Annotated in this window: 26 protein-coding genes; 20 read left to right on the top strand and 6 right to left on the bottom strand. The window is 70.7% G+C overall.

Translation table 11 applies throughout. From position 1 onward, the window contains the following. Positions 1–47 precede the first annotated feature (47 nt). Genes ACWEOO_RS09460 through ACWEOO_RS09445 form a run of 4 tightly spaced genes read left to right on the top strand, consistent with a single transcriptional unit; the run spans position 48 to position 4,894 of the window. Positions 48–1,346, top strand: a complete 1,299-nt coding sequence (locus tag ACWEOO_RS09460; protein ID WP_452142584.1) for a family 43 glycosylhydrolase — start codon at positions 48–50, stop codon at positions 1,344–1,346. Between the two features lie 58 nt (positions 1,347–1,404). Next, the gene (locus tag ACWEOO_RS09455; protein ID WP_452142583.1) at positions 1,405–3,531 is read left to right on the top strand and encodes an alkaline phosphatase family protein; all 2,127 of its coding nucleotides are present in this window, start codon (positions 1,405–1,407) and stop codon (positions 3,529–3,531) included. Then, entirely contained in the window at positions 3,528–4,310 is a 783-nt protein-coding gene (locus ACWEOO_RS09450) for an MBL fold metallo-hydrolase (RefSeq protein WP_452142582.1), read from the top strand. The genes ACWEOO_RS09455 and ACWEOO_RS09450 overlap by 4 nt, the downstream gene beginning before the upstream one ends. Beyond that, positions 4,307–4,894, top strand: a complete 588-nt coding sequence (locus tag ACWEOO_RS09445; protein ID WP_452142581.1) for a DedA family protein — start codon at positions 4,307–4,309, stop codon at positions 4,892–4,894. Before ACWEOO_RS09450 ends, ACWEOO_RS09445 begins: the two co-directional genes overlap by 4 nt. Here ACWEOO_RS09445 and ACWEOO_RS09440 read toward each other — a convergent pair. Beyond that, on the bottom strand, positions 4,880–5,521 hold the full coding sequence (locus ACWEOO_RS09440) for a TIGR03085 family metal-binding protein (RefSeq protein ID WP_452142580.1): 642 nt from the start codon (positions 5,519–5,521) through the stop codon (positions 4,880–4,882). The two genes, ACWEOO_RS09445 and ACWEOO_RS09440, sit on opposite strands and share 15 nt — an antisense overlap. Before the next feature lie 93 nt (positions 5,522–5,614). On the opposite strand from ACWEOO_RS09440, the gene ACWEOO_RS09435 reads away from it, so the two are divergent. Further along, positions 5,615–7,471 carry an ABC transporter ATP-binding protein gene (locus ACWEOO_RS09435; RefSeq protein ID WP_452142579.1) on the top strand — a complete coding sequence of 619 codons (1,857 nt, stop codon included), beginning with the start codon at positions 5,615–5,617 and terminating at the stop codon, positions 7,469–7,471. Next, positions 7,468–9,264, top strand: a complete 1,797-nt coding sequence (locus tag ACWEOO_RS09430; protein WP_359933741.1) for an ABC transporter ATP-binding protein — start codon at positions 7,468–7,470, stop codon at positions 9,262–9,264. Before ACWEOO_RS09435 ends, ACWEOO_RS09430 begins: the two co-directional genes overlap by 4 nt. Before the next feature lie 64 nt (positions 9,265–9,328). On the opposite strand, the gene ACWEOO_RS09425 is transcribed toward ACWEOO_RS09430, so the two are convergent. Both ACWEOO_RS09425 and ACWEOO_RS09420 read right to left on the bottom strand, forming a co-directional pair. Continuing rightward, positions 9,329–9,643: a Fe-S cluster assembly protein HesB gene (locus ACWEOO_RS09425; protein ID WP_355690212.1), complete on the bottom strand. Its 315-nt coding sequence runs from the start codon at positions 9,641–9,643 to the stop codon at positions 9,329–9,331. A 235-nt stretch (positions 9,644–9,878) separates the two neighbouring features. Then, on the bottom strand, positions 9,879–10,883 hold the full coding sequence (locus ACWEOO_RS09420; RefSeq protein WP_452142578.1) for a hypothetical protein: 1,005 nt from the start codon (positions 10,881–10,883) through the stop codon (positions 9,879–9,881). A gap of 197 nt (positions 10,884–11,080) precedes the next feature. On the opposite strand from ACWEOO_RS09420, the gene ACWEOO_RS09415 reads away from it, so the two are divergent. Further along, entirely contained in the window at positions 11,081–11,947 is an 867-nt protein-coding gene (locus ACWEOO_RS09415; protein WP_452142577.1) for a GNAT family N-acetyltransferase, read from the top strand. On the opposite strand, the gene ACWEOO_RS09410 is transcribed toward ACWEOO_RS09415, so the two are convergent. Further along, the gene (locus ACWEOO_RS09410) at positions 11,944–13,029 is read right to left on the bottom strand and encodes a dipeptidase (protein ID WP_452142576.1); all 1,086 of its coding nucleotides are present in this window, start codon (positions 13,027–13,029) and stop codon (positions 11,944–11,946) included. The genes ACWEOO_RS09415 and ACWEOO_RS09410 overlap by 4 nt on opposite strands. Positions 13,030–13,089: 60 nt before the next feature. Here ACWEOO_RS09410 and hisI point away from each other — a divergent pair, with 60 nt between their 5' ends. From hisI to ACWEOO_RS09350, 12 genes are all read left to right on the top strand, one after another. Further along, positions 13,090–13,422, top strand: a complete 333-nt coding sequence (hisI, locus tag ACWEOO_RS09405; protein WP_359933749.1) for a phosphoribosyl-AMP cyclohydrolase — start codon at positions 13,090–13,092, stop codon at positions 13,420–13,422. Beyond that, positions 13,419–14,909 carry an anthranilate synthase component I gene (locus ACWEOO_RS09400; RefSeq protein ID WP_359933751.1) on the top strand — a complete coding sequence of 497 codons (1,491 nt, stop codon included), beginning with the start codon at positions 13,419–13,421 and terminating at the stop codon, positions 14,907–14,909. The genes hisI and ACWEOO_RS09400 overlap by 4 nt, the downstream gene beginning before the upstream one ends. Next, positions 14,906–15,448: a Trp biosynthesis-associated membrane protein gene (locus ACWEOO_RS09395; protein ID WP_452142575.1), complete on the top strand. Its 543-nt coding sequence runs from the start codon at positions 14,906–14,908 to the stop codon at positions 15,446–15,448. Before ACWEOO_RS09400 ends, ACWEOO_RS09395 begins: the two co-directional genes overlap by 4 nt. Positions 15,449–15,504: 56 nt before the next feature. Continuing rightward, positions 15,505–15,762, top strand: coding sequence for an HGxxPAAW family protein (locus ACWEOO_RS09390; RefSeq protein WP_452142574.1), 258 nt, complete (start codon positions 15,505–15,507; stop codon positions 15,760–15,762). 13 nt (positions 15,763–15,775) lie between these two features. Then, positions 15,776–16,582, top strand: a complete 807-nt coding sequence (trpC, locus tag ACWEOO_RS09385) for an indole-3-glycerol phosphate synthase TrpC (RefSeq protein WP_355690225.1) — start codon at positions 15,776–15,778, stop codon at positions 16,580–16,582. A gap of 77 nt (positions 16,583–16,659) precedes the next feature. Beyond that, positions 16,660–17,871 carry a tryptophan synthase subunit beta gene (gene trpB, locus ACWEOO_RS09380; RefSeq protein WP_452142573.1) on the top strand — a complete coding sequence of 404 codons (1,212 nt, stop codon included), beginning with the start codon at positions 16,660–16,662 and terminating at the stop codon, positions 17,869–17,871. Continuing rightward, positions 17,864–18,688, top strand: a complete 825-nt coding sequence (trpA, locus tag ACWEOO_RS09375) for a tryptophan synthase subunit alpha (RefSeq protein WP_452142572.1) — start codon at positions 17,864–17,866, stop codon at positions 18,686–18,688. Before trpB ends, trpA begins: the two co-directional genes overlap by 8 nt. Positions 18,689–18,695: 7 nt before the next feature. Further along, positions 18,696–19,355 (top strand): SCO family protein, encoded by a 660-nt coding sequence (locus ACWEOO_RS09370; RefSeq protein WP_452142571.1) that lies wholly within the window; start codon positions 18,696–18,698, stop codon positions 19,353–19,355. Continuing rightward, positions 19,352–19,813, top strand: coding sequence for a MauE/DoxX family redox-associated membrane protein (locus ACWEOO_RS09365; protein ID WP_452142570.1), 462 nt, complete (start codon positions 19,352–19,354; stop codon positions 19,811–19,813). The genes ACWEOO_RS09370 and ACWEOO_RS09365 overlap by 4 nt, the downstream gene beginning before the upstream one ends. Then, entirely contained in the window at positions 19,810–20,517 is a 708-nt protein-coding gene (locus ACWEOO_RS09360; protein WP_452142569.1) for a DsbA family protein, read from the top strand. Before ACWEOO_RS09365 ends, ACWEOO_RS09360 begins: the two co-directional genes overlap by 4 nt. A gap of 51 nt (positions 20,518–20,568) precedes the next feature. Next, positions 20,569–21,591, top strand: coding sequence for a prolipoprotein diacylglyceryl transferase (gene lgt, locus ACWEOO_RS09355; RefSeq protein WP_452142568.1), 1,023 nt, complete (start codon positions 20,569–20,571; stop codon positions 21,589–21,591). Then, positions 21,584–22,309 carry a VIT1/CCC1 transporter family protein gene (locus ACWEOO_RS09350; RefSeq protein ID WP_359933769.1) on the top strand — a complete coding sequence of 242 codons (726 nt, stop codon included), beginning with the start codon at positions 21,584–21,586 and terminating at the stop codon, positions 22,307–22,309. The genes lgt and ACWEOO_RS09350 overlap by 8 nt, the downstream gene beginning before the upstream one ends. A 31-nt stretch (positions 22,310–22,340) precedes the next feature. On the opposite strand, the gene ACWEOO_RS09345 is transcribed toward ACWEOO_RS09350, so the two are convergent. Continuing rightward, a complete protein-coding gene (locus tag ACWEOO_RS09345; protein ID WP_452142567.1) occupies positions 22,341–22,754 on the bottom strand; it encodes a hypothetical protein in 414 nt (137 codons plus the stop codon). Here ACWEOO_RS09345 and ACWEOO_RS09340 point away from each other — a divergent pair. Next, entirely contained in the window at positions 22,753–23,154 is a 402-nt protein-coding gene (locus ACWEOO_RS09340) for a hypothetical protein (RefSeq protein WP_452142566.1), read from the top strand. The two genes, ACWEOO_RS09345 and ACWEOO_RS09340, sit on opposite strands and share 2 nt — an antisense overlap. Here ACWEOO_RS09340 and ACWEOO_RS09335 read toward each other — a convergent pair whose 3' ends face one another. Beyond that, entirely contained in the window at positions 23,155–24,183 is a 1,029-nt protein-coding gene (locus ACWEOO_RS09335) for a 1-aminocyclopropane-1-carboxylate deaminase (protein ID WP_452142565.1), read from the bottom strand. Positions 24,184–24,240: the final 57 nt, after the last annotated feature.

Below are 24,240 nucleotides of genomic sequence, written 5' to 3'. Positions count from 1 at the left end.
TGTAAAAGTTGGCTCCACAGGTAACCGCCCCACCTGAGGAGTCACCCATGAAACGACTTCTGGCAGCGTTGCTCGCTGTCTTCAGCCTGACCGCCGTCCTCTCGCCCACGGTCCACGCCGCCACCACGGCGGCCGTCTTCCCGAGCGAGATCATCGGCGAGAACTTCCCCGACCCGGACGTCTTCGAGCAGAACGGCACCTGGTACGCGTACGCGACCAACGGCAGCCGCGGCACCCTCCCGGTCGCGACCGCGCCGAGCGCCAACGGGCCGTGGACGGTCCGCGGCGACGCGATGCCCGGCGGCCCGTCGAGCGCCTGGGCACAGCCCGGCCGCACCTGGGCGCCGGACGTCTACCCGAACGCCGACGGCACCTACACGCTCACCTACACCGCCTGGCACAAGGCCTCCGGACGGCAGTGCATCGGCGTCGCCACCGCCACGAATCCGCTCGGCCCGTTCCAGCCCGTCGGTACGGCGCCGTTGATCTGTCCGCTCAACCTCGGCGGCGCGATCGACGCGAACACGTTCGTGGCCAACGACGGCACCCGCTACCTGGTCTGGAAGAACGACGGCAACGCGATCGGTCAGCCGTCGACGCTCTGGCTGACCCGGACGGCGGACAACGGCAAGACCCTCGTCGGCGGCAACACCGCGATGCTAACGTCGAGCGGCGTCATCGAGGCCCCCGACCTCGTGCAGCGCGGCAGTCAGTACGTGCTGTTCTTCTCCGGCGGCGGGTACAACGACTGCAACTACCTCACGTCGTACGCGACCTCGAAGACGCTGAGCGGCCCGTGGACGACCGCGTACCGGCCGCTGATGACGACAGCGACGTTCGACAACCACGTCTGCGGACCGGGTGGCGCCGACGTGGTCGGGGGCAAGGTGTTCGTCCACGGATGGGTGAACGGCGGCCGGCACCTGTACGTCGCTGACATCGGGTACGCCAACGACTACCCGGTGGTGCGCGGCAGCCGGGTCCGGTACGAGGCGGAGCGCGGGACGCTGAACCACTGCGTCGTCCGGTCGAACGCGGCCGGCGCCTCGGACGGGAAGGTCGTCGCGTACATCGACTACGCCGACTCCTGGGTGGAGAACTCGGTGTTCGCGCCGGTCGCGGGCAGTTACACGCTCCACGTCGGGTACGCCAACGGTTCCGCGTCCACGGCCAGCCACGGCCTCGTTGTCAACGGCAACAATGCGGGATCGGTCAGCTACCCCGTCACCGGCTGGGACAACTGGCAGCAGAGCTCGGTCTCCGTCACGCTGAGGGCCGGCTGGAACACGATCCGGCTGACCAAGGGCACCCTGTACACGGAGGTCGACTACCTCGAGGTGCAGTAAAGCTGTCGCCGCGACCCCGTAGTCTCGTACTGCACAGAGCACTACGGGGAAGCAGGCGATGGCGAAACCACCAGAACAGGTGTCCAAGGCCCGGCGCGGGCGTCCGGTGTGGCTGGACCTGCGCCGGACCGGTCGTGGCCTGCAGGCGATGCTCGTCGGCGGCCTGCTGTCCCTGATCTCGCTGGTGATCACGTTCTGGTTGCTGCCGCAGATCAGCAGCGACGGCCGGCTGCCGATCCTCCGGCTGGTCGTCCTGATGGCGGTCTTCTCGGTGCTGATGCGCTGGGTGCTGGCCGGGGTCGCGGTGCTGATCGGGTCGATCGGCGTCCTGGTCGGCGGCCTGCTGTCACAGTTCGCGGTCGTCTACCTCGGCATCACCGCGGATCCCGGCGTCGACCTGCACGGCGGCGTCGAGGCGCCGCTGCTGGTCGCCGTCGTGATGTCGACGGTGAGCGCCTTCGTCGGCTGGGTCGCGTACGCGGGCAGTGACGACGCGTACGTGGCGGAGGTGATGCGGGTCGTGCACCGGCGCGCCCGGCGGATCGAGCCCGCGCCGCGGACCGGGATGCTGATCGTCCAGATCGACGGCCTGTCCGCGCCGCTGCTGAACTGGATGGTCCTGGCCGGCAACCTGCCGAACCTCGGCGGCTGGATCCGGGACGGCAGGCACTCGATGCTCGCCTGGCACACCGGCGTGCCGGCCACCACGCCGGCCAGCCAGGCCGGGATCCTGCACGGCGGGTCCCGGCACATCCCGGCGTTCCGGTGGTACGAGAAGGAGACCGGCCGGGTGATGGTCACCAACCGCGGCCGGGACGCGGCGGAGATCGAGGCCCGGATGTCCACCGGGCGCGGCCTGCTCGCCGACGGCGGCGTCAGCATCAGCAACAACTGGTCCGGCGACGCCGAAAAGTGCGAGCTCGTGTTCAGCCGCGCCGGCCTGCCGAACAGCCGCAGCGGCGGGTACGTCCGGTTCTTCTCCAGTCCGCAGGGCGCCGCCCGCGGCCTAGTGCTGTGTGTGGCGGAGATGATCAAGGAGCTGCACCAGGCCCGCCGGCAGCGGGCCCGGCACCTGGTCCCGCGGGTGAAGCGCGGCGGTGGGTACATCTTCCTGCGGGCCGTCACCAACGTGCTGCTCCGCGACCTGAACGTCTCGCTGATCACCGACGAGCTGGTGAAGGGCACCCCGGTGATCTACTGCGACTTCGTCGACTACGACGAGGTGGCGCACCACGCCGGCCCGACTCGCGCCGAGTCGCTGCAGACGCTCGAGGGCCTGGACCGGGTGCTCGGCGCGCTGCAGCGGATCATCGAGACCCTCCCGCACTCGTACGAGATCGTCGTGCTGTCGGACCACGGCCAGAGCCAGGGCTCGACATTCCTGCAGCGGTACGGCCGGACCCTCGCCGAAGTGGTCGACGACCTGGTCGACACCACCAAGCAGCCGGTCCAGGCGGTCGGCAAGTCGGAGGGGTGGGGCCCGGTCAACGCGTTCCTCACCGAGCTGAGCATGCGCCGCAGCGTCGCCGGCTCCGTGACCCGGCGGGCGCTGCACGTGAAGACCGGCGAGGTGGAGCTCGGCCCGAAGGACTGTGAGCCGCAGGTTGCCGCGGACGAGCAGATGGTCGTGACCGCATCGGGCAACCTGGCGCTGATCTACCTCGCGACGACGCCCGGCCGGGTGCCGCTGGAGGAGATCGAGCTGCTGCACCCGAAGCTGATCCCGGGCCTCGCGACGCATCCGGGCATCGGGTTCGTCGTGGTCGACTCGCTGGCCGAGGGACCGGTGGCGATCGGCAGCGCCGGGGTCCGGGTCCTGCGGTCCGGGCGCATCGAGGGCGAGGACCCGCTGGCGTCGTACGGCGGTCTCGCGGCCGCGTCGATGCTCCGGCAGGCGGAGATGCCGCACAACGGCGACCTGGTGGTGGTCAGCCGGCTCGACGACTACACCCACGAGGTGGCGGCCTTCGAGGAGCTGGTCGGGTGCCACGGCGGGATCGGCGGCTGGCAGACCGAGGCGGTGCTGGTGCACCCGAGTCGCTGGGCGCTGGCCGAGCCTCCCGTAGGCTCCGACGAGGTGCACGAGGTGCTGATCGGCTGGCTGGAGAAGCTGGGGCAGCGCAAGGACCTGGACGAGCCGATCGAGTCCGAGCGGGCGTCTGAGGCCCGCAGGATGGGGGCATGAAGCGTGCGAGTGACATGCGCGTGACATGGTGGGGGCACGCCACCACCACGATCGAGGCGAACGGCACACGGCTGCTGACGGATCCGGTGCTGACGTCGCGGATCGCCCACCTGCGCCGCCGTCGCGGTCCCGCGCCGGCGCGGGAGGCGAGGCGCTGCGACGCGGTCCTGATCTCGCACCTGCACGCCGACCACCTGCACCTGACCTCGCTGCCGCTGGTCGCGTCGGACGCCGCGCTGATCGTGCCGCGCGGCGCGGCGAAGCTCATCCACGCCGACAGCGGCCCGGAGTACTCGGACCGCTGCATCGAGGTCTCGCCCGGCAACCAGGTCCGGATCGGGTCGCTGGAGATCACCGCGGTCACCGCACACCACGACGGGCGCCGGCTGCCGTGGTCGTCGTACTCCGCGCAGGCCCTCGGGTACCGGGTCGACGGCTCGCCGAGTGTCTGGTTCGCCGGCGACACCGACCTGTACGACGGGCTCGAGGCCGAGGCCGGGTCGGTCGACGTGGCGCTGGTCCCGGTCGGCGGGTGGGGGCCGTCGCTCGGCCCCGGGCACCTGGACCCGATCCGGGCTGCCGAGGCGGTCCGGCGGGTCGGCGCCTCGACGGCGGTCCCGGTCCATTTCGGGACGTTCTGGCCGATCGGCTGCGACTGGATCAAGCCGGAGCTGTTCCTGCCGCCGGGGGAGAGGTTCGAGGCCGCGATGAAGCAGCTCGATCCCGAGGTGAACGTGAAGGTCCTCGCCCCCGGCCAGTCGATCGAGGTGCCTGTGTGACCGGGGACACCAAGTTCGACCTGTGGTACTTGTTCGCGTTGGCCGGCGCTGTGCTGCTCGGTGCGGTGCTGCCCGTGCTGCCGACGGGTGCCGCGGTGTCGGCGGGCGCCGTCCTGGCCTCGCACAACAACCCGATCGGGCTGGCCGGTGTGCTGCTCGCGGGCGCCGCCGGCGCGTATGTCGGGGACCTGATCGTGTACGCCGGCTGCCGCTTCGGCGGTGAGCGGTTGGCCACACGGGTCGGATGGCTGCGCAACAACGGGTCGCTGGACTCGCTTCGCGAGCGTTTGTCCGAGCACGAGATCGGCGTGCTGCTCACCTCCCGGCTGATCCCGGGCGGCCGGGTGCCGGTGCTCCTGGCGGCCGGTCTCGCCGGCTACAAGTGGGAGCGGTTCGCGATCGTCGACCTGGCCGCGTCGTCGCTGTGGGCGGCGGTCTACATGGCCATCGGCCTGCTCGGCTACGCGCTCTTCGACGAGCCGTGGCAGGGCGTGCTGGCGGCGATCGTCCTGGTCATCCTGACCACCGTGGTGAGCGGCGTGGTCCAGCGCGCGCGACGCAAGAAGCGGTCACACGCCGAATGACGCGTTGCGGAGCCGCTCGACCGTCTCCGCGTCACCGTCCAGCTGGACGTCGGCGACCTGCTGCCGCCCGAAGCAGAACAGCACCAGCTCGCCGGGCTCGCCCGTCACGGTGACCGAGCCGTCCTCGTTGGGCCGCTTCGCGACGGACGTCGTACCGTCGGGGCGTCGCAGCACCAGGCCGCTCGGCGACTTGCGGGTCATCGACTTGGCGGCCAGCCGCACCGCCTTCCACAGACCGTCCTGCTGCTCGGCGGGCAGCTCGCGGACGTCGTACGCCGGTTGCGCGCGCCGCACGTCTTCGTGGTGGACGAAGTACTCCGTGGTGTTCAGCTGGTGCCCGAGTTTCGGCAGCGCGTAAATCGAGACCCGCGGCGGGCCGTTGCGGACCTTGCCGACCACCTCGGCGAAGCCGTAGCGCTCCTTCACGCGCCGCATCCGCCGCTCGGTGGTGTCCGCGAGCGCCGGGATCATGATCCCCGGCCCGGCCATCGGATCGGCCTCGCGGACGTACAGATGGACCGCCAGGTCGTAGGCGTCCCAGCCCTCGCACAGGGTCGGGGCGGCCGGTCCGACCGCTTCGAACAGGTCACACAGAGCGAGTCGTTCCACCCGGCTGTAGTCGGTCACAACTCGATCGTAGTTGTCCGTGGCGAGTGGCAGAATGTCAATCGTTGTCATGTCTGAGTCCCATTGATGCACCTGACTGCCCTGGAGCGTGTCTTGCCTGTCCCGAAAGTCCCGGAAAAGGGCAGCGTCACCCGCCGGGGGTTCGCCGTTCTGCGGGTGGCGATCTGGGAGGAGCCGGGGATCTTCGCGCTGTCCGTGCTCGCCGCGATGCTCTACGGCGCCATGACGGTGGCGGGCGGCTGGGCGCTCGGCTGGGCGACGGACCACGTGCTGCGGCCCGCGTTCGAGAGCGGTGAGACCACGGCCGGCGCGATCGGGTCGCTGATCGCCCTGTTCATCGGCATCGCGATCCTGAACGCGATCGGTGTCGTCGGGCGGCGGCTCGGCGCCGGTGTGATGCAGTTCCGGCTGCAGGCGACGTACCGGCGACGCGTCACCCGGCAGTACCTGAAGCTCCCGCTGGAGTGGCACCACCAGCACTCGACCGGCATGTTGCTGTCGAACGCCAATGCGGATGTCGAGTCGACCTGGTTCGTGATCGCGCCGCTGCCGATGGCGATCGGCGTGATCGCGATGCTGGTGTTCGCGACCGTCGCGATGTTCGCCGCCGACGTCTGGCTGGCGCTGGTCGGCTGCTTGGTGTTCCCGCTGGTCTTCGTCGCGAACGTGATCTTCCAGCGGTACCTGCAGCCGCTCGCCACCCGGGCGCAGCAGCTCCGCGCGGACGTCTCCGAGGTCGCGCACGAGTCGTTCGACGGGGCGCTGGTGGTGAAGACGCTGGGCCGGGAGGCGGCCGAGACCGAGCGCTTCCGCGGCCCGACGTACGCGCTGCGGGACGCGAACATCGCGGTGAACAAGGCCCGCGGCCTGTTCGACCCGGTGATCGACGGCCTGCCCCGGCTCGGCGTGCTCGCGGTGCTGCTGGTCGGCGTCGCGCGGGTGCGCTCCGGCGGCGCGGACGCGGGTGACGTGGTGCAGGTGGCGTTCCTCTTCACGCTGATCGGGTTCCCGATCCGCGCGCTCGGCTGGGTCCTCGGCGAGCTGCCGCGGTCGGTCGTCGGGTGGGACCGCATCCAGCGGGTGCTCACGGCCGAGGGCGGCACGGAGTACGGCGAGGAGCGGCTGACGTCGACGAAGGCGGCCCGGCTGGAGGTCGGCGGCGTCCGGTTCGGGTACCTGCCGGATCGCGACGTGCTCGCCGGTGTGGACTTCGCCGTCGAGCCGGGCCGGACGGTCGCGGTCGTCGGCCCGACGGGCGCCGGCAAGTCGACGATGACCACGCTGCTGACGCGGCTGGTGGACCCGGAGCAGGGCGCGGTGAAGATCGACGGGATCGACCTGCGGGACCTGGCCCGGGACGAGCTGGCCGGATCGGCCGCGCTGGTGGCGCAGACCGCGTTCCTGTTCGACGACACGATCCGCGGCAACATCACGCTCGGCGGTGACTACAGCGACGACGACGTGTGGGACGCGCTGCGGGTCGCGCAGGGCGACGGCTTCGTGAAGGCGCTGCCCGACGGGCTGGACACCAAGGTCGGCGAGCGCGGCACGACGCTGTCCGGCGGTCAGCGGCAGCGGATCGCGCTGGCCCGCGCGCTGGTCCGGCGGCCGCGGCTGCTGATCCTGGACGACGCGACGAGCGCGGTCGACCCGCAGGTCGAGGCGCGCATCCTCGCCGGCTTGCGCTCGGCCGTCCAGGAAGACTCCGGCGCGGCGACGACCGTGCTGGTGATCGCGTACCGGAAGGCGACCATCTCGCTCGCCGACGAGGTGCTGTTCCTGGACGAGGGCCGGATCCTCGCGCACGGCACCCACACCGAACTGCAGTCGTCCACACCCGCCTACCGGGACCTGGTCGACGCCTACGAGAAGGACGCCGAGCGCCGCGAGGAAGAAGCGGAACTCGCAGCCGACATCGACGACCTGGATGCGGAAGGAGCATCAGCGTGAGTGCGGCCGAAGCCAGCCGTCTTGACCACGGTGACAACGCGGGTGGGCTGCAGACCCTGAAGGACGGCCTGAAGGTCTCGCCGGAGCTCGCGCGCGGGTGGTGGGTGACCGGGATCCTCGCGCTGACGATGACCGCCGGGCGGATCGTCGTACCGATCGCGGTGCAGCAGACGATCGACAAGGGCCTGTCCGGTCCGAACGGCCCGGACATGTCGTACGTCGCCTGGATGTGCCTGATTTGCGCCCTCGGCGTGATCCTGACGGCCGGCGCCTCGTACCTGACGACCGTGCGGCTCGCGGTCAACTCCGAGCACGGCCTGGCCACCATGCGGATCAAGGCGTTCCGGCACGTGCACGACCTGCCGGTGCTGACGCAGAGCACCGAGCGCCGCGGCGCGTTGGTCAGCCGGGTCACCTCGGACGTGGACACCGTGTCGCAGTTCCTGCAGTTCGGCGGGTTCATCTTCCTGGTCAGCCTCGGGCAGATGCTGCTCGCGACGATCGTGATGTTCTTCTACTCCTGGCAGCTCGCGCTCGTCGTGCTGCTGTGCTTCATCCCGCTCTTCGCGAGCCTGAAGTACCTGCAGCGCGCGATGTCCGCGGCGTACGGCGTGGTGCGGGCCAAGGTCGGCGAGATGCTGTCCGCGATCGCGGAGCCGGTCGTCGGCGCCCAGGTGGTCCGCTCGTACGCGATCGAGCAGCGCACCCAGGACCGGATCGACGCCTCGATCGAGGACTACCGCCGGACCGCGACCAGGGCGCAGGCGCTCACCGGTCTGACGTTCTCGATCGGCGGCCTGGCTGCCGGCCTGGCGAACGCCGGCGTCCTGACGGTCGGCGTGCTGCTCGGTGTCGACAAGCAGGCCACGCTGGGTGAGCTGCTCGCCTTCATGTTCCTGGTGGCCCTGTTCTCGGACCCGGTGCAGATCGCGACGCAGGTGCTGACCGACGCACAGAGCGCGTTCGCCGGCTGGCGCCGGGTGCTCGGCGTGATCGCCACGCCCGCCGATGTCGCGGACCCGGGCGAGGACGGCGTACAGCAGGCGCGCGGGCCGATCACGGTCGAGTTCGCCGACGTCGATTTCGCCTACCCCGAAGGCGAGCTGGTGCTGCGCGACGTCGACGTCCGGATCGCGCCGCACCGACGGGTCGCCGTGGTCGGGGAGACCGGGTCGGGCAAGACGACGTTCGCGAAACTGCTGACCCGGTTGATGGATCCAACCTCCGGAGCGGTGAAGCTCGACGGGGTCGACGCGCGCGAGATCTCGTTCGAGTCACTGCGGGAGCGGGTCGTGATGGTGCCGCAGGACGGCTACCTGTTCGACGCGTCCCTCGCGGAGAACGTACGCTTCGGGCGCCCGGAAGTGACGGATGCGGAGCTGGTCACCGCGTTCGAGTCGCTCGGGCTGACCGAGTGGCTGGAGTCGTTACCCGACGGGCTGCAGTCGCCGGTCGGTCAGCGCGGCGAGTCGCTGTCGGCGGGGGAGCGGCAGCTGGTGGCGCTGGTCCGCGCGAACATCGCCGACCCGGACCTGCTGGTGCTCGACGAGGCGACCTCGGCGGTCGACCCCGGCACCGAGGTGCGGGTGAACGCGGCGCTCGAGCGCCTGATGGCCGGTCGTACGTCGGTCACGATCGCGCACCGGCTGTCGACGGCGGAGGCCGCCGACGAGGTCCTCGTGTTCGACGAGGGCGAGATCGTGGAGCGGGGCCCGCACGCCGAGCTCGTCGGCGCGGGAGGCGTCTACACCCGGCTGCACGACAGCTGGATTGCGCAACGCAGCGCCGTTTGACGCTCTGAGACGACAGCACGCCGGCCGAGGCTCATGGTTCCCGGCCGGCGTGCGGATCGGTGGATCAGGGGGTCGGCGCAGCGCCGTTGCTCGGGCCCGGCTGCGGCACCAGCAAAAACTCGACACCGCCCTTGTCGTCGACCGCCGCGTCCAGGATCTTGTCGTCCAGCGCGTTCGCCGCGTTCTCCTCGAGGAAGACCCGCGCACCCGCCTCCTCGACCACCTGGTCGCCCGGTTGCGGAGCTTCTGTCGTCGTCACCGCGAGTGCCGGATCCGCCGGGTTGTCCTGCGAGATCCGCACCCCGGCACCTTCCGGCGCGCCCTCGACCCCGGTGATGCTCTTGATCACCAGCGTCGCGTTCTCAGTCAGGGTCAGCACAGCCCACTCCATCCGTCGATTTGTCACTAGCCCTCGCCCCGTGCCCGACCACCGAAATCACAAACCCACCCCCCACCCACCCCGGCCACCCCGGCCACGCCGCCCCCGCCGCAGGCCGAGCAGGTCCGAGTTTGTGCACCAGATCCGTACCGACGGCAGTCCGAAACGCGGATCTCGTGCACAAAGTGGCGGGCAGGAGAATCGGCAGCCGGGGCAGGGGCCGGGCGGGCGGGGGTTAGGCGGCGGGGCGGCTGGTGGTGGGGGTGGCGGGGCGCCAGGTGGGTGCGGGGCCGGTACGGCGGGCTCCGCGGTCGAACGCGACCTGGAAACGCCGGAGCAGCTCGGCGGGCCGGAGGACCGCGTCCTCCCAGCCGAAGTGGACGACCTCGACACCGCAGTCCGAGAGCCGCTGGTCGCGCTCGAAAGCCCGGCGGAGCAAGCGACGGCGCTCGGTCGGTGTCGCGGCCTCGAACTTCTCCAGGCCGTCGGCTTCCCCGACCGTGCGGAACTCGGGCCACCAGAAGTCGACACGAAGCGGCAGCCAGCGATACCCGTCCCAGAACTCTGCTTGCAGCACCGGACCTGGGAACCCGCCGTCCAGGAACACGACGCGGACGTACGACTCGAGGGCCGACTCGGAGCGCGAATCGCCCAGCGCAACGGCCGCGCGTGCCTTCCGTACGCCGGGCCAGCGGTATTGACTGTCCAGGATCGCGTCGAGTTCGGCCATCGAGACCGATCTGGACAAGGCGTGATCGACGGTCACCACCGCCGTACGAAGTGAGAGCTCGCGCGCGAGGTCGACGGTGGTTCGGGCCTCCGACGTCAGCCAGAGACCGCGGTGCAGCTGCAGGTCCGCGGCGCTCAGGCCGGCACGGCGCAGTACGACGTCCGAGCGCTTCAGATTGCGGCGGCCGCCCGGTTCGCAGGTGAGCCAGATCGGGGGCAGCGCAGTACGCCGGTCCTGATCCGTCCACGTCCGGAGGCCGGTGAGGTCTGCGGCCGTGAAGTGGCTGATGACCGATCGCGGATGGGCTGCCTGCGCGCACGCGGCGCGGGCGAGCTGCTGATCGAGAGTGGCGCTGACGTAACGACCGTGCGCGCGCTGCAGCCCGCCATTGCGCAGCAGCCGCTCGACGTCGTACTTCTGCAGCCCCAGCTCCAGCAGGTCGACATGCCGCAGCGGTCTCCCCAGCCGACGAGCCAGCTGCCCGCGCACCTCCTGCCCCAACCGCTCCACCCCCCTATCCTCCCGAAAACCGCGCGCGGCCGCCCGGCCGCCTGTGGACAACTCGACTTTGTGCACCACATCCGCGCTTTCGGGCGTCCGACGTACGGATCTGGTGCACAAAGTGAGCCTTCGAGGGCGGCGCGGGGCGGGGGTGCGGTGCGGGAAGTCGCGTGCGGATGGGTGGGGGGATGGTGTGTGATCGGGGGATGGGTATCGAGTTGAGTACGCCGGGGATCGGTGAGCTGGGGGACGTCGTGGCGGTGTTGCGGGAGTGGCAGCGGGAGGAGGTGCCGCTGCAGTTGCACCCGGGGGACCTCGGCTGGTTCTGGCGGTTCGGGGAGGACCGGACGGCGGCGGCGACGCGGGTCTGGCGCCGGGGCGGGCAGATCGTCGCGATCGGGATGCTCGACGAGCCGGACTGGCTGCGGATGTCGATCGCGCCGGACGTCCAGCGTGACGAGGAACTCGCGCAGCGGATCGTCGACGACGTGTCCGCGCCCGCGACCGGCGTGCTGATCGAGGGCAAGGTGTACGTCGAGACGCCGATGGGGGCGCTCGTCCAGGACCTGCTGTTCAAGGACGGCTGGAACGCCGACGCGCCGTGGGTGCCGCTGCGCCGCGACCTGACCGACCCGGTACCGGATCCCGGCGCCCGGGTGGACGTGATCGGCGCGGAGGAGGCCCACGAGCGGACCTCCGTGCAGCGGGCGTCGTTCGACGGGTCGACGTTCACCGACGACCGCTGGTTCGCGATGTCCGACGGCCTGCCGTACGCCGACGCGCGGTGCCTCGTGCTCCGCAACGAGATCGGTGAATCGGTGGCCGCGGCGACCGTCTGGTCAGCCGGCGAGGGACGCCCTGGCTACATCGAGCCGATGGGCGTCCACCGCCTGCATCGCGGCCGCGGCTACGGCACCGCGATGGTCCTCGGCTGCGCGCGGCACCTGCGGGAGATGGGCGCTTCCAGCATCTACACGGTCACGCCGGCCACCAACGAGGGGGCAGTCGCGACGTACCAGGCCGCCGGGATGCAGGCGCTGGACGAGATCCGCTCCCAGTACCGGGAGACCTAAGCCGCGACGTCGTCCGCGGCCCGGAGCACGCGCAGGATGTTGCCTCCGGCAAGTTTGTCGAGGTCCTCGGAGCTCCAGCCGCGGCCGGCCAGCGCCTCGAACAGCACCGGGTACGACGCCACGTCGGGCAGCTCGACCGGGAACTCGGGGCACCCGTCGTAGTCGCCGCCCAGCCCGATGTGGTCGACGCCCGCCACCTCGCGGACGTGCTCGACGTGCGCGACCACGTCCGCCAGCGTGGTCTGCGGCTTCGGCACGCCGTAGCTCTCGGCGAGCTTCGCCTGGTTGTCCGGGTTCAGCGGGTTCAGGCCCTGGTCCTGGGCCGCCTCCCGGGCGCCGGCGACCCAGTCGACGTACGCCTGTGAGGTGAAGTACGGCACGAAGGTCACCATGCAGACGCCGTCGTTGCCGGCCAGCGTCTCGAGTACGTCGTCCGGCGCATTCCGGGGTACGTCGCAGACGGCGCGCGCCGAAGAGTGGCTGAAGATCACCGGCGCGCTCGTCACCCGGAGCGCGTGCCGCATGGTGTCCGCGGAGACGTGCGAGAGGTCGACGAGCATGCCGATCCGGTTCATCTCCCGGACTACCTCCTCGCCGAACTCGTTCAGTCCGCCGAGCACCGGCTCGTCGGTGGCCGAGTCGGCCCAGGACACGTTGTTGTTGTGGGTCAGCGTCATGTACCGGACGCCGAGCGCCCGCATCACCCGCAGGACGCCGAGCGACTCGCCGATCGAGTGGCCGCCCTCCATACCCATCAGCGACGCGACCCGGCCCGCCTTGATCGCCGCCTCGACCTCGTCGGCGGTGTCGGTGAGCTCCAGGTCCGCCGGGAAGCGCTGCACCAGCCGCCGGACGAAGTCGAGCTGCTCGAAGGTACGCCGGACCGCGTGCTCGTCCTGCGGCACCCACAGACTCCAGAACTGCCCGCCAACCTGGCCGGCCCGCAGCCGGGGAAGATCGGTGTTCAGCGCCGGCACCGAGCCGCCCAGGTCGTACGCGTCCAGGTCGTAGCCGCACAGTTCGTAGAAAGCGATCGGCAGGTCGTTGTGCCCGTCGATCACCCGGTATTCGCTCAGCGTCATCCGGACACCTTCATCCGGACCGTGGTCAGAAGGCAACCCCGGATCGGGGACAATGGGTGGGTGACTATCGACGAGTTGACCTTCGACGCGGCCGGTCTGATCCCGGCGGTGGTGCAGCAGTACGACACGCGCGAGGTCCTGATGGTGGGCTGGATGAACGCCGAGGCGGTCCGCCGGACCGCGGCGACCGGGCGGAGCACGTTCTGGTCGCGCAGCCGGCAGGAGTACTGGGTGAAGGGCGAGACCAGCGGCCACCGTCAGCACGTGAAGCAGCTCCTCGTCGACTGCGACGCCGACACCCTGCTCGTGCTCGTCGACCAGGAAGGGCCGGCCTGTCACACCGGCACCCGCAGCTGCTTCGAGCATGGCGAGATCGAGGTGACGGCCGCGTGACCGCGCCGGACCTGGAGACCTTCCGCGAGTACGCCAAGGACCGCCGGGTGATCCCGGTCACGCGCCGGCTGCTGGCCGACGCCGAGACACCGATCGGGGTGTACGGCAAGCTCGCCGCCGAGCGCGAAGGCACGTTCCTGCTCGAGTCGGCGGAGAACGGCGGCGTCTGGTCGCGGTACTCGTTCATCGGCGTCCGTTCCGCCGCGACGCTCACCGAGCGCAACGGCGAGGCCGTCTGGACGGGCAACCCGCCCGTCGGCCTGCCGGACCACGGCGACCCGCTGCGGGCGCTCCGCGAGACGCTGGAGATCCTGCATACGCCGCGGCTGCCGGACCTGCCGCCGCTGACCGGCGGCATGGTCGGCTTCCTCGGGTACGACGCCGTGCGCCGCCTGGAGCGGTTGCCGGACACGACGACCGACGACCTCGGCCTGCCCGAGCTGACGTTCCTGTTCGCGACCGACCTGGCCGCTCTCGACCACGAGACCGGCGAGATCTGGCTGATCGCGAACGCGGTCAACTGGGACGACTCCGACGAGCGCGTCGACGAGGCGTACGCCGACGCCGTCCGGCGCCTGGACGCGATGGAGCGCGACCTCGCCCAGCCCACCCCGTCGTATGTCGTGCGCGCCGACCGGCAGGCCCAGCCGGAGCCGCACCGGCAGCGCTCCAGCGCGGAGTACCGGCAGGCCGTCGAGCACGCCAAGGAGGAGATCCGCGCGGGCGAGGCGTTCCAGATCGTGGTCTCGCAGCGGTTCGAGCTGCAGAGCAGTGCGTCCGCGCTGGACATCTACCGGGTGCTGCGCCGCTCCAACCCGAGCCCGTACATGTACCTCGTGCGGCTGGACGGGTTCGACATCGTCGGCTCCAGCCCGGAGGCCCTGGTGAAGGTCACCGAGAACAAGGTGATCCTGCACCCGATCGCGGGCACCCGTCGCCGCGGCGCCACGCCGGAGGAGGACCACGCGCTGGAGGAGGAGCTCCGCGCGGACGTCAAGGAACGCGCCGAGCACCTGATGCTCGTCGACCTGGGCCGCAATGACGTCGGCAAGGTCTGCGCGCCCGGCACGGTCGAGGTCGTCGATTTCATGGACGTGCGCCGCTACAGCCACGTCATGCACCTGGAGTCGACGGTCACCGGGCAACTGAAGGCCGGTCTGACCGCCTTCGACGCGCTCACCGCCGCGTTCCCCGCGGGCACGCTGTCCGGGGCGCCGAAGCCGCGCGCGATGGAGATCATCGACAAGCTCGAGATCACCCGCCGCGGCGTGTACGGCGGCGTCGTCGGCTACCTGGACTTCGCCGGTGACGCGGACACCGCGATCGCGATCCGCACCGCGGTGCTGCGCGGCGGGACGGCGTACGTCCAGGCCGGCGCCGGCATCGTCGCGGACTCGGATCCGGCCGCCGAGGACGCCGAGTGCCGGACCAAGGCGGCCGCCGTGCTCAACGCGATCGCGGTCGCGGGAACGTTCACCGACGTATGAGGCCTCAACGGATCGTCGACGTCCTCGCCCTGGCGGCGCTGGTGCTCCTCGGGCTGTCGGGGTACCTGACCTGGGTGTCGGCAGACCCCGGGAACGGCCGCAAGGACGTCGTCCTCAACGGCTACACGATCACCAAGGCCCCGGTGACGCTCGCGCTCGCCGCGATCCTGGCCGTCGTGGTGCTGAGGCTGGCGGGAACGGCGCTGCGGAGAGTCCTCGGCGGTCTGGTGGCGCTGCTCGGGTTCGCGGCGGTCGTCGTCGCCCTGGGCGTGCGCCCCGACGGCCCGGAACTGAGCCGGCTGCGGCCCGAGCTGAGCGACGTGCTGGCCAACCAGGTCACGCAGTCCCTGGGCCCGGCGCCGTGGTTCGCGCTGGCGGGCGGCATCGCGCTGGTCGCGGCGGGTCTGCTGACCGTGCTGACCGCGCACCGTTGGAGGCGGGCCACGGCCCGTTACGAGCGTGATCCGGCGGCGGCCGGGCCGGATCACGGAGCGGATCAGTGGAAGGCGATCGACGCCGGGGAGGACCCGACTCTCTGATCGCGGCGGGCTACCGCCACAATAGGACGGGACGACGAGGAGGAGTGGCGCCAATTATGGACAATACGGTGGCCGATCAAGGGCCGAGCCGGATCGAGGACGAGGCTCCGCACGATCTGCACGGCAACAGCCCGGCGGCGTGGACGGCGGTCGCGATCGTGCTGGTCGCGTTCACGCTCGGCGCCATCGCGATGGTGCTCGGGCCGAACTGGGTGCTGTTCTGGGTCTCCGTCGGGATCGCGGTTCTGGGGGCGCTGGCCGGCAAGGTGCTGCAGCTGCTGGGCTTCGGGGTCCCGACCGACGGCGACCACTGAGGGGCGGACGGACATGACTGTGCTTGACGACATTCTCGCCGGGGTCAAGGCCGACCTCGCGGAGCGCCAGGCGCGGGTCAGCCTGGACGACCTGAAGCTCGAGGCCCAGCGCAAGCCCGACGCCAAGGACCCGATGCCGGTGTTCCGCGGCGACGGGATCGCGGTGATCGCCGAGGTGAAGCGGTCCAGCCCGTCCAAGGGCGAGCTGGCCGAGATCACCGACCCGGCCGCGCTGGCCGGGGAGTACGAGCAGGGCGGCGCCGCGGCGATCTCGGTGCTGACCGAGGAGCGCCGGTTCAACGGCAGCCTCGACGACCTGCGTGCGGTCCGCGGCCGGGTCGACGTCCCCGTGCTGCGCAAGGACTTCATCGTCTCGTCGTACCAGCTCTGGGAGGCCCGGGCGGCCGGTGCCGACATGGTGCTGCTGATCGTCGCGGCGCTCGAGCAGGAGGCGCTGGTCTCGCTGATCGAGCGGGCCCAGTCGATCGGCCTGTGCCCGCTGGTCGAGGTGCACGACGAGGAGGAGACCCGGCGTGCGGTGGACGCCGGAGCCCAGCTCATCGGCGTGAACAACCGCAACCTGAAGACCCTCGAGGTCGACCGGGACACCTTCGCCCGGGTCGCGCCGACGATCCCGACCGAGCTCGTCCGCGTGGCCGAGTCCGGGGTCCGCGGCCCGCATGATGTAATCGAGTTCGCGCGCGCCGGGGCCGATGTCGTCCTCGTCGGTGAAACTCTGGTGACCGGCCGCGACCCGCGCGCCTCGGTCGCCGACCTCGTCGCCGCCGGATCGCACCCCGCCATCCAGCAGCGGCACTAGAACGCCCGCCCGGTCCAAACGGTGCGGGGCCGTAACTCTCCCCGCGCCGTACGGGCCGGGTCGGAAGGTTTTGTCGGATGAGTACTGTGCTGCCCGACCAGTTCGGGCACTTCGGCCGTTTCGGCGGCAGGTTCATGCCGGAGGCGCTGATCGCGCCGCTCGACGATCTCACCCAGGCGTGGCGTGAAGCCATGGCCGACCCCGAGTTCACCGGCGAGTTCGAGCGGATGCTGCGCGAGTACATCGGCGCCCCGAGCCTGCTGTACGACGCGACCCGGCTGTCGGACGTCGCCGGCACGCGGATCCTGCTCAAGCGCGAGGACCTGAACCACACCGGCGCACACAAGATCCGCAACGCGATCGGCCAGGCGCTGCTCACCAAGCGGATGGGCAAGCCGCGGGTGATCGCGGAGACCGGCGCCGGCCAGCACGGCGTCGCGACCGCGACCGCCTGTGCCTACCTCGGCCTGGAGTGCGTGGTCTACATGGGCGAGGTCGACACCGAGCGCCAAGCGCTGAACGTCGCCCGCATGCGGCTGCTCGGCGCCGAGGTGATCTCGGTCAAGACCGGCAGCCGGACCCTGAAGGACGCGATCAACGAGGCGCTGCGCGACTGGGTCGCGAGCGTCGACAAGACGCACTACATCCTCGGCACGGCGGCCGGTTCGCACCCGTTCCCGGCGATGGTCCGCGACTTCGTCCGCGGCATCGGCGACGAGGCCCGCGAGCAGTCGCTCGAGCTGCTCGGCAAGCTGCCGGACGCCGCGGTCGCGTCGGTCGGCGGCGGCTCCAACGCGATCGGCCTGTTCACCGCGTTCATCGGCGACCAGGACGTGAAGCTGTACGGCGTCGAGCCGGGCGGCGACGGGTTCGAGACCGGACGGCACGCGGCCACGATCAGCGCCGGCCAGGTCGGCGTCCTGCACGGCGCGCGGTCGTTCCTGCTGCAGGACGAGGACGGGCAGACGATCGAGTCGCACTCGATCTCCGCCGGGCTGGACTACCCGGGCGTCGGCCCGGAGCACGCGTGGCTGGCCGAGACCGGGCGGGCGACGTACCGGCCGATCACCGACGCCGAGGCGATGGAGGCGTTCCGCCTGCTGTCCAGGACCGAGGGCATCATCCCGGCGATCGAGTCCGCGCACGCGGTCGCGGGGGCGCTCGACATCGCCAAGGAGCTGGGGCCGGACGCAACGATCCTGGTGAACCTGTCGGGTCGTGGCGACAAGGACATGGACACGGCCGCGACCTGGTTCGGCCTGGGCGAGGAAGGATCCGGCCGTGAGTGAGCTCGTTGCCCTGGGCAAGGCCGGGGCCGCGATCCGGAAGGCCAACGACGAAGGCCGCGGCGCCTTCGTCGGGTACCTGCCGGCCGGTTATCCGTCGTACGACGGCGCGCTGGACGGGCTGAAGGCGCTCGTCGACGGCGGCGCCGACGTGATCGAGCTGGGCCTGCCGTACAGCGACCCGGTGATGGACGGCGTCACGATCCAGCGCGCCACCGAGATCGCGCTGGCCGCCGGTCTGCGCACCCGTGACGTGCTCAGCACGGTCGAGCAGCTCGCGGCGTACTCGGACGTCCCGGTGCTCGTGATGACGTATTGGAACCCGATCGAGCGGTACGGCGTGGACCGGTTCGCCGCGGACTTCGCCGGGGTCGGGGGAGCGGGGCTGATCACGCCCGACCTGATCCCGGACGAGGCCGCCGAATGGGTCGCGGCCGCGGACAAGCACGACCTGGACAAGGTGTTCCTGGTCTCCCCGTCCTCGACCGACGAGCGGATCGCGATGACCACGGCCGCCTGCCGCGGGTTCGTGTACGCGACCGCTGTGATGGGTGTCACCGGCGCCCGGGACAAGCCGTCGGAGCTGGCGGCGCCGCTGGTGGCCCGGACGCACGCGGCGACCGGCCTGCCGGTCGGCGTCGGCCTCGGCATCTCGAACGGCGACCAGGCGGCCGGGGTGACCGCGTTCGCGGACGCCGCGATCGTCGGCGCGGCGCTCGTGAAGGCGCTCGGCGAGGGTGGTCCGGCCGCCGTTCGCGCGCTGGCGGAGGACCTGTCCGAGGGCGTCCGCCGGGAACCCCGTACGCCGGTTGATCGTTAGTACCGCCGTGAGTCGAACCAGGAACACCGCCGTCCTTCTACTGGCGGCGGTGGCCCTGCTTGCCCTGGCGGGCTGCAGCGGCAAGGCGGAGAAGCCGGACAATCCGGGCGGCGCGATCATTCGCAGCAGCCAGGATCCGAACGGCTTGCGCGGCGCGGCGCTCGACCGGCCGTACTCGATGCCCGCGGCCACCTTGACCGACACCGGCGGGAACCCGTTCAACCTGGTCACCTCGACCAAGAAGCCGGTCACGCTGGTGTTCTTCGGGTACACGAACTGCCCGGACGTGTGCCCGACCGTGATGGCCGACGTGGCGTCCGCGCTGACCAAGCTCGACCAGCAGGTGCAGGACCAGATCCAGATGCTGTTCATCACCACGGACCCGGCGCGCGACACCGGACCGGTGATCCGCAAGTACCTGGACCGGTTCGACCCGTCGTTCGTCGGGCTGACCGGCTCGCTGACGTCGATCAAGGACATCGCCAAGGCCGTCGGCGTCCCGGTGGAAGGGATGCAGAAGCTGCCCTCCGGCGGGTACGAGGTCGGTCACGGAGCGCAGGTGATCGGCTTCGGGAAGAACGACAAGGCGACCGTGCTGTGGCTGTCGAACGCCGCGATCGGCGACCTCGCCCACGACTTCGGGAAACTGGTGGAGGCCAACCGGTGAAGTCGTGGGTCTCGCTGGTGGCGCGGCTCGTGCTGGGCTGCGTGATGCTGGTGGCCGGCGCGCTCAAGGTGACCGACCCGGAGACCGCCGCGCAGGCGGTCCGTGCCTACGAGTTGCTCCCGTCGTCGCTGGTGCAGCCGGTCGGCTGGGGACTGCCGTTCCTGGAGATCGCGATCGGGCTGCTGCTGATCATCGGCTTCGGTGTCCGGGCCTCGGCGGCCGCGGCCGGTGTCTTCCTGGTCGTGTTCATCGCCGCGGTGGCGTCCGCCTGGGCCCGTGGCCTGTCGATCGACTGCGGCTGCTTCGGCGGCGGCGGTCAGGTCGCGCCGGGGCAAACGAAGTACCTGCAGGAGATCCTCCGCGACGCCGGCCTGCTCGTCCTGGCCGGCTGGCTGTGGTTCAACCCCGTCAGCAAGTTCGCCGTCGTATCCGAGCCGCAAGGAGTCACCGCGTCGTGAGCAAGGCCAAGTCCCCCGTGAATCCGCTGCTTCAGCAGCAGCAACGCCGGATCTCACCCGGGATCATCGTGGTGATCGTCCTGGTGCTGGCCCTCGGCGCCGGCGTCGGTGTGCAGTACTACCGCGGCCACTCGAAGGTCGAGGTGAGCTCGAACGGGCGTCCCGAGCCCGCGGTCGTCACCGGTCCGGGCACGGCCGGCAAGGGCGTCACGGTCGGCACGAGCGGCGCCAAGGTCACCATCGACCTGTATCTGGACTTCCGCTGCCCGCACTGCGCGGAGTTCGAGGAGAAGACCGGCGCGACGATCGACAAGCTCGTCCAGGACGGTACGGCGACGCTGACCTACTGGCCGCTGCAGTTCGTGAACCCGGACGCCTCGCCGCGGCTGGCGAACGCGTTCGCCGCGGCGGCCGCGAACGGCAAGGCGCTGAGCTTCGTCGACGAGCTGTACGGCGACTTCTCGAAGTCCTGGACCACCGACCAGTTGATGGAGCTCGGCAAGCAGCTCGGGATCGGCGACGCGAAGTACCAGCAAGCCGTGCAGAACGACACGTACGCGAGCTGGCTGGAGTCCGTCGGCAAGGCCGCCGACGACCGGGGCGTGACCGGTACGCCGACCGTGTACGTCAACGGAAAGCAGCTGGAAGCCGACCAACTGACACCCGACGGCCTGCAGCAGGCCGTGGACGCGATCGCATCGTGACCCTGCGTTCCTGGCCGTGGTCTGACGCGTCGAGTAGCGTCTGTCTTTGCCATGTCTAGTCTGAGTTCCGCCGTGTTGATTCCGGCGACCATTCCCAGTCCGAGCCAGGGTGTCTGGCACCTCGGACCGCTGCCGATCCGTGCGTACGCGCTGTGCATCCTGGCCGGCATCTTCGCCGGCTACTGGCTGGGCCGCCGGCGCTGGGTGGCGCGCGGCGGATCGGCGCCGGTGCTCGCCGACATCATGTTCTGGGCGATCCCGTTCGGGCTCGTCGGCGCGCGGATCTACCACGTGGTCACCGACGCCGAGCTGTACTTCGGCGCCGGCAAGAACCCGCTCGACGCGCTGAAGATCTGGCACGGCGGACTGGGCATCTGGGGTGCGGTCGGCTTCGGCGCGCTCGGCGCGTGGATCGCCTGCCGGCGGGCGAAGGTGCCGTTCCTGGCGGTCGCGGACGTGATGGCGCCCGGGATCGCGCTGGCGCAGATCTTCGGCCGGTTCGGCAACTACTTCAACCAGGAGCTGTTCGGCCGCCCGACGAGCAAGCCGTGGGGCCTGGAGATCGCCTTCGACAACCGTCCGGCCGGGTACAAGGACTTCGCCACGTTCCAGCCGACGTTCCTCTACGAGGCCGTCTGGAACCTCGGTGTGGTCGCGCTGATCCTGCTCGCCGACCGCCGGTTCAAGCTCGGCCACGGCCGCGCCTTCTTCCTGTACGTCGCGGCGTACACCGCCGGTCGCGCGTGGATCGAGAACCTGCGCATCGACACCGTGAACCACTTCCTCGGCCTGCGGCTGAACGTCTGGACCGCGCTGATCCTGTTCGTGCTCGCGGTCGTGGCCTTCGTGATCAGCGCCAAGCGCTACCCCGGCCAGGAAGACATCAGCACCGGCCCGGCCGCCGGCAAGCCCACCACCGAGGCCTCCAAGCCGGCCGAGGACGCCGAGGCCACCGAGGCCGAGCCGCAGGACGCCGTCGTGGACAAGCCGGACGACGGTTCCGAGAAGGTCGAAGCCGGGAGTACGAACGGGTCCGGCGACGCCGAGCAACCACCTGAAGGGTCTCGTGACTGAGACGCCCGAGGTTTCGGCCGAGCATCACGGCGACCACACGCACCGTGATGTGAACGGCGGCTGGCTGCGCCCGGCGGTGTTCGGCGCGATGGACGGCCTGGTCTCGAACTTCGCGCTGATCGCCGGCATGGACGGCGGCACCGCCTCGGGCTCGAAGTTCATCGTGCTGGCCGGCCTCGCGGGCCTCGCCGCCGGCGCGTTCTCGATGGCGGCGGGGGAGTACACCTCGGTCGCCTCCCAGCGCGAACTCGCGCACGCCGAGATCGAGGTCGAACGCGCCGAGATCAAGAAACACCCGATCGACGAGGAGATCGAGCTCGCCGAGACCTACCGCGCGAAGGGCCTCGACCCGGACCTGGCCAGCAAGGTCGCCAAGCAGTTCCACGCCGACCCCGACCAGGCCCTCGAGGAACACGTCCGCGAGGAACTGGGCATCGACCCCGGCGACCTCCCCAACCCGGTGGTCGCCGCCGCCTCGTCGTTCGTCTGCTTCGCCGTCGGCGCGTTCATCCCGCTGGCGCCGTACCTGCTCGGCGCCACCAGCGTCGTACCGGCCCTGATCCTTTCCCTGACCGCACTGTTCGTCTGCGGCGCTGTCGTCTCCCGCGTGACGAGCCGGTCCTGGTGGTACTCCGGCCTGCGCCAGCTGCTCCTCGGCGGCGCCGCGGCGGCCCTGACCTACTTCGTCGGCACGCTCGTCGGCCCCGGAATCGGGTAGCGCAGGCGCTACCCCCGGGGTCGCCTCGACGTCATGGTTCACGCCGTGCTGATTCGCCTAGCTTGTGCCCATGAAGAGGCTCGCCGTTCTCGCAGTCGCGCTCGTCGTCGCCTTCGTCGTTGCTCCAGGCGTGCTCGCGAGCGATGCGGCGACCGCCGACCTCAGGAGCGAAGGACACCTGGTCGGTGCCTTCCGCAGCGGGTTCGTCACCTACTGGGGCTCCGGCGAGCGGAACTTCGACCAAGGCCTGCAACGGGTAGTCGACTACTGGTTCCGCTATCACGTGGCCAAGGGCGTGCTCGCCGGCGCGCTGCTGGTCGTGCTCGTCGCGCTCGCCGTGCTGATCTGGCAGGCGTTCCTGCGGACGCACGGGCTGCGGGCGGCGGGCCTCGCGGTGAGCGGTGTCCTGTCCACCGGGCTCGCCGTGGTCTCGCTCGGCGGTCATGGCCAACGTCCATGGAATGGCGGCGCCGTTCGGCTCGCTGCTGCCGATGCTGTTCGGAGCCCCGGCCGGTCCGTTGGACGGCACGCTCGGGCAGATCCGGCAGCAGCTGGCGGATGGGCAGCAGTCGCCGCCTCTCGAGGTGATCACCGACGACTACGTGCTGTTCCACGCGGTGATGGCTGTCGAGGGCGCGATCGTGGTGGCCGCGCTCGCTGTACTCGCCGTCCTCTTGTGGCGACGGTTCGCGAGGGCGGACGGCCGTACCCGGTGGGTACTGGCCGGGTACGGCGTGCTCGTGCCGCTGCTGTCGCTGGCGCTCGCCGTCGTCGTTGCCGCGAACGCGATGACGGCGGTCCACCCACAGCCCGGCCTCGAAGGGTTCTTCGCCGGCGGCTGGTAGTCAGTCGGTGATCCGCTGAGTCTGGGTGAACAGGCTGCTGTAGGCGTTCAGGGCGGGCTGGCCGCCGAGATGGGCGTACAGGACGGTGGAGTCCTTCGGTATGTCGCCGGTGCGGATCAGGTCGATCAGCCCGGCCATGGACTTTCCTTCGTAGACCGGGTCGATGATCATGCCTTCCAGTTCGCCGGTCAGGCGGATCGCGTCGAGCGTGGACTGCACGGGGACGCCGTACTCGTCGCCGGCCCAACCATCGAGGACGGTGATCTCGTCGTCGCGGAGGTCGCGGCCGAGGCCGATCAGCTCGGCGGTGTTCCGGGCGATGCGTTCGACCTGGTCGCGGGTCTCCTGGAGCTTGGCGCTGGCGTCGATCCCGATCACCCGGCGCGGGCGGTCCTGGCCCGCGAACCCGGCGATCATGCCGGCGTGCGTCGAGCCGGTGACCGAGCAGACCACGATCGTGTCGAAGAAGACGCCGAGCTCACGCTCCTGCTGCTCCACCTCGTACGCCCAGTTCGCGAACCCGAGCCCGCCGAGCCGGTGGTCCGAGGCGCCGGCCGGGATCGCGTACGGCGTACCGCCGCGGGCCTCGACGTCGGCGAGCGCCTGCTTCCAGCTGTCCTTGAAGCCGATCCCGAACCCGGCCGGGTCGAGGCGCACCTCGGCGCCCATGATCCGGCTGAGCAGGATGTTGCCGACCCGGTCGTTGAGGGCGTCCGGCCAGTCCACCCAGTTCTCCTGCACGAGCACCGCCTTGAGCCCGGCCTTGGCCGCCACCGCTGCCACCTGGCGGGTGTGGTTCGACTGGTAGCCGCCGATCGACACGAGCGTGTCGGCGCCCTGCGCGAGCGCGTCCGGGATCAGGTACTCCAGTTTGCGCGTCTTGTTCCCGCCGTACGCGAGACCGGAGTTGCAGTCCTCCCGCTTCGCCCAGATCTTCGCCCCGCCCAGGTACGCCGACAGCCGCTCCAGCGGGTGCACCGGGCTCGCTCCGAACAGCAACGGGTACCGCGGAAAATCGCTCAGCCCCATGAGATGCCTCCACTACGCTCCGTCGAATGTTCCCTGGCCCGATCGACGTCCTTCCGG

The organism is Kribbella sp. NPDC004138, assembly GCF_053603655.1.
Note: the sequence above shows the minus strand (reverse complement) of the source record. Positions and strands in the feature narration are given on the sequence as shown.

Bases quoted from the DNA above. Each gene is read 5' to 3' on its own strand.
- ACWEOO_RS09460 (WP_452142584.1), top strand. From the start codon at position 48: ATGAAACGACTTCTGGCAGCGTTGCTCGCTGTCTTCAGCCTGACCGCC.
- ACWEOO_RS09455 (WP_452142583.1), top strand. From the start codon at position 1,405: ATGGCGAAACCACCAGAACAGGTGTCCAAGGCCCGGCGCGGGCGTCCG.
- ACWEOO_RS09450 (WP_452142582.1), top strand. From the start codon at position 3,528: ATGAAGCGTGCGAGTGACATGCGCGTGACATGGTGGGGGCACGCCACC.
- ACWEOO_RS09415 (WP_452142577.1), top strand. From the start codon at position 11,081: ATGGGTATCGAGTTGAGTACGCCGGGGATCGGTGAGCTGGGGGACGTC.
- ACWEOO_RS09410 (WP_452142576.1), bottom strand. From the start codon at position 13,029: ATGACGCTGAGCGAATACCGGGTGATCGACGGGCACAACGACCTGCCG.
- ACWEOO_RS09395 (WP_452142575.1), top strand. From the start codon at position 14,906: ATGAGGCCTCAACGGATCGTCGACGTCCTCGCCCTGGCGGCGCTGGTG.
- ACWEOO_RS09390 (WP_452142574.1), top strand. From the start codon at position 15,505: ATGGACAATACGGTGGCCGATCAAGGGCCGAGCCGGATCGAGGACGAG.
- trpC (WP_355690225.1), top strand. From the start codon at position 15,776: ATGACTGTGCTTGACGACATTCTCGCCGGGGTCAAGGCCGACCTCGCG.
- trpB (WP_452142573.1), top strand. From the start codon at position 16,660: ATGAGTACTGTGCTGCCCGACCAGTTCGGGCACTTCGGCCGTTTCGGC.
- lgt (WP_452142568.1), top strand. From the start codon at position 20,569: ATGTCTAGTCTGAGTTCCGCCGTGTTGATTCCGGCGACCATTCCCAGT.
- ACWEOO_RS09340 (WP_452142566.1), top strand. From the start codon at position 22,753: ATGGCCAACGTCCATGGAATGGCGGCGCCGTTCGGCTCGCTGCTGCCG.
- ACWEOO_RS09345 (WP_452142567.1), bottom strand. From the start codon at position 22,754: ATGACCGCCGAGCGAGACCACGGCGAGCCCGGTGGACAGGACACCGCT.
- ACWEOO_RS09335 (WP_452142565.1), bottom strand. From the start codon at position 24,183: ATGGGGCTGAGCGATTTTCCGCGGTACCCGTTGCTGTTCGGAGCGAGC.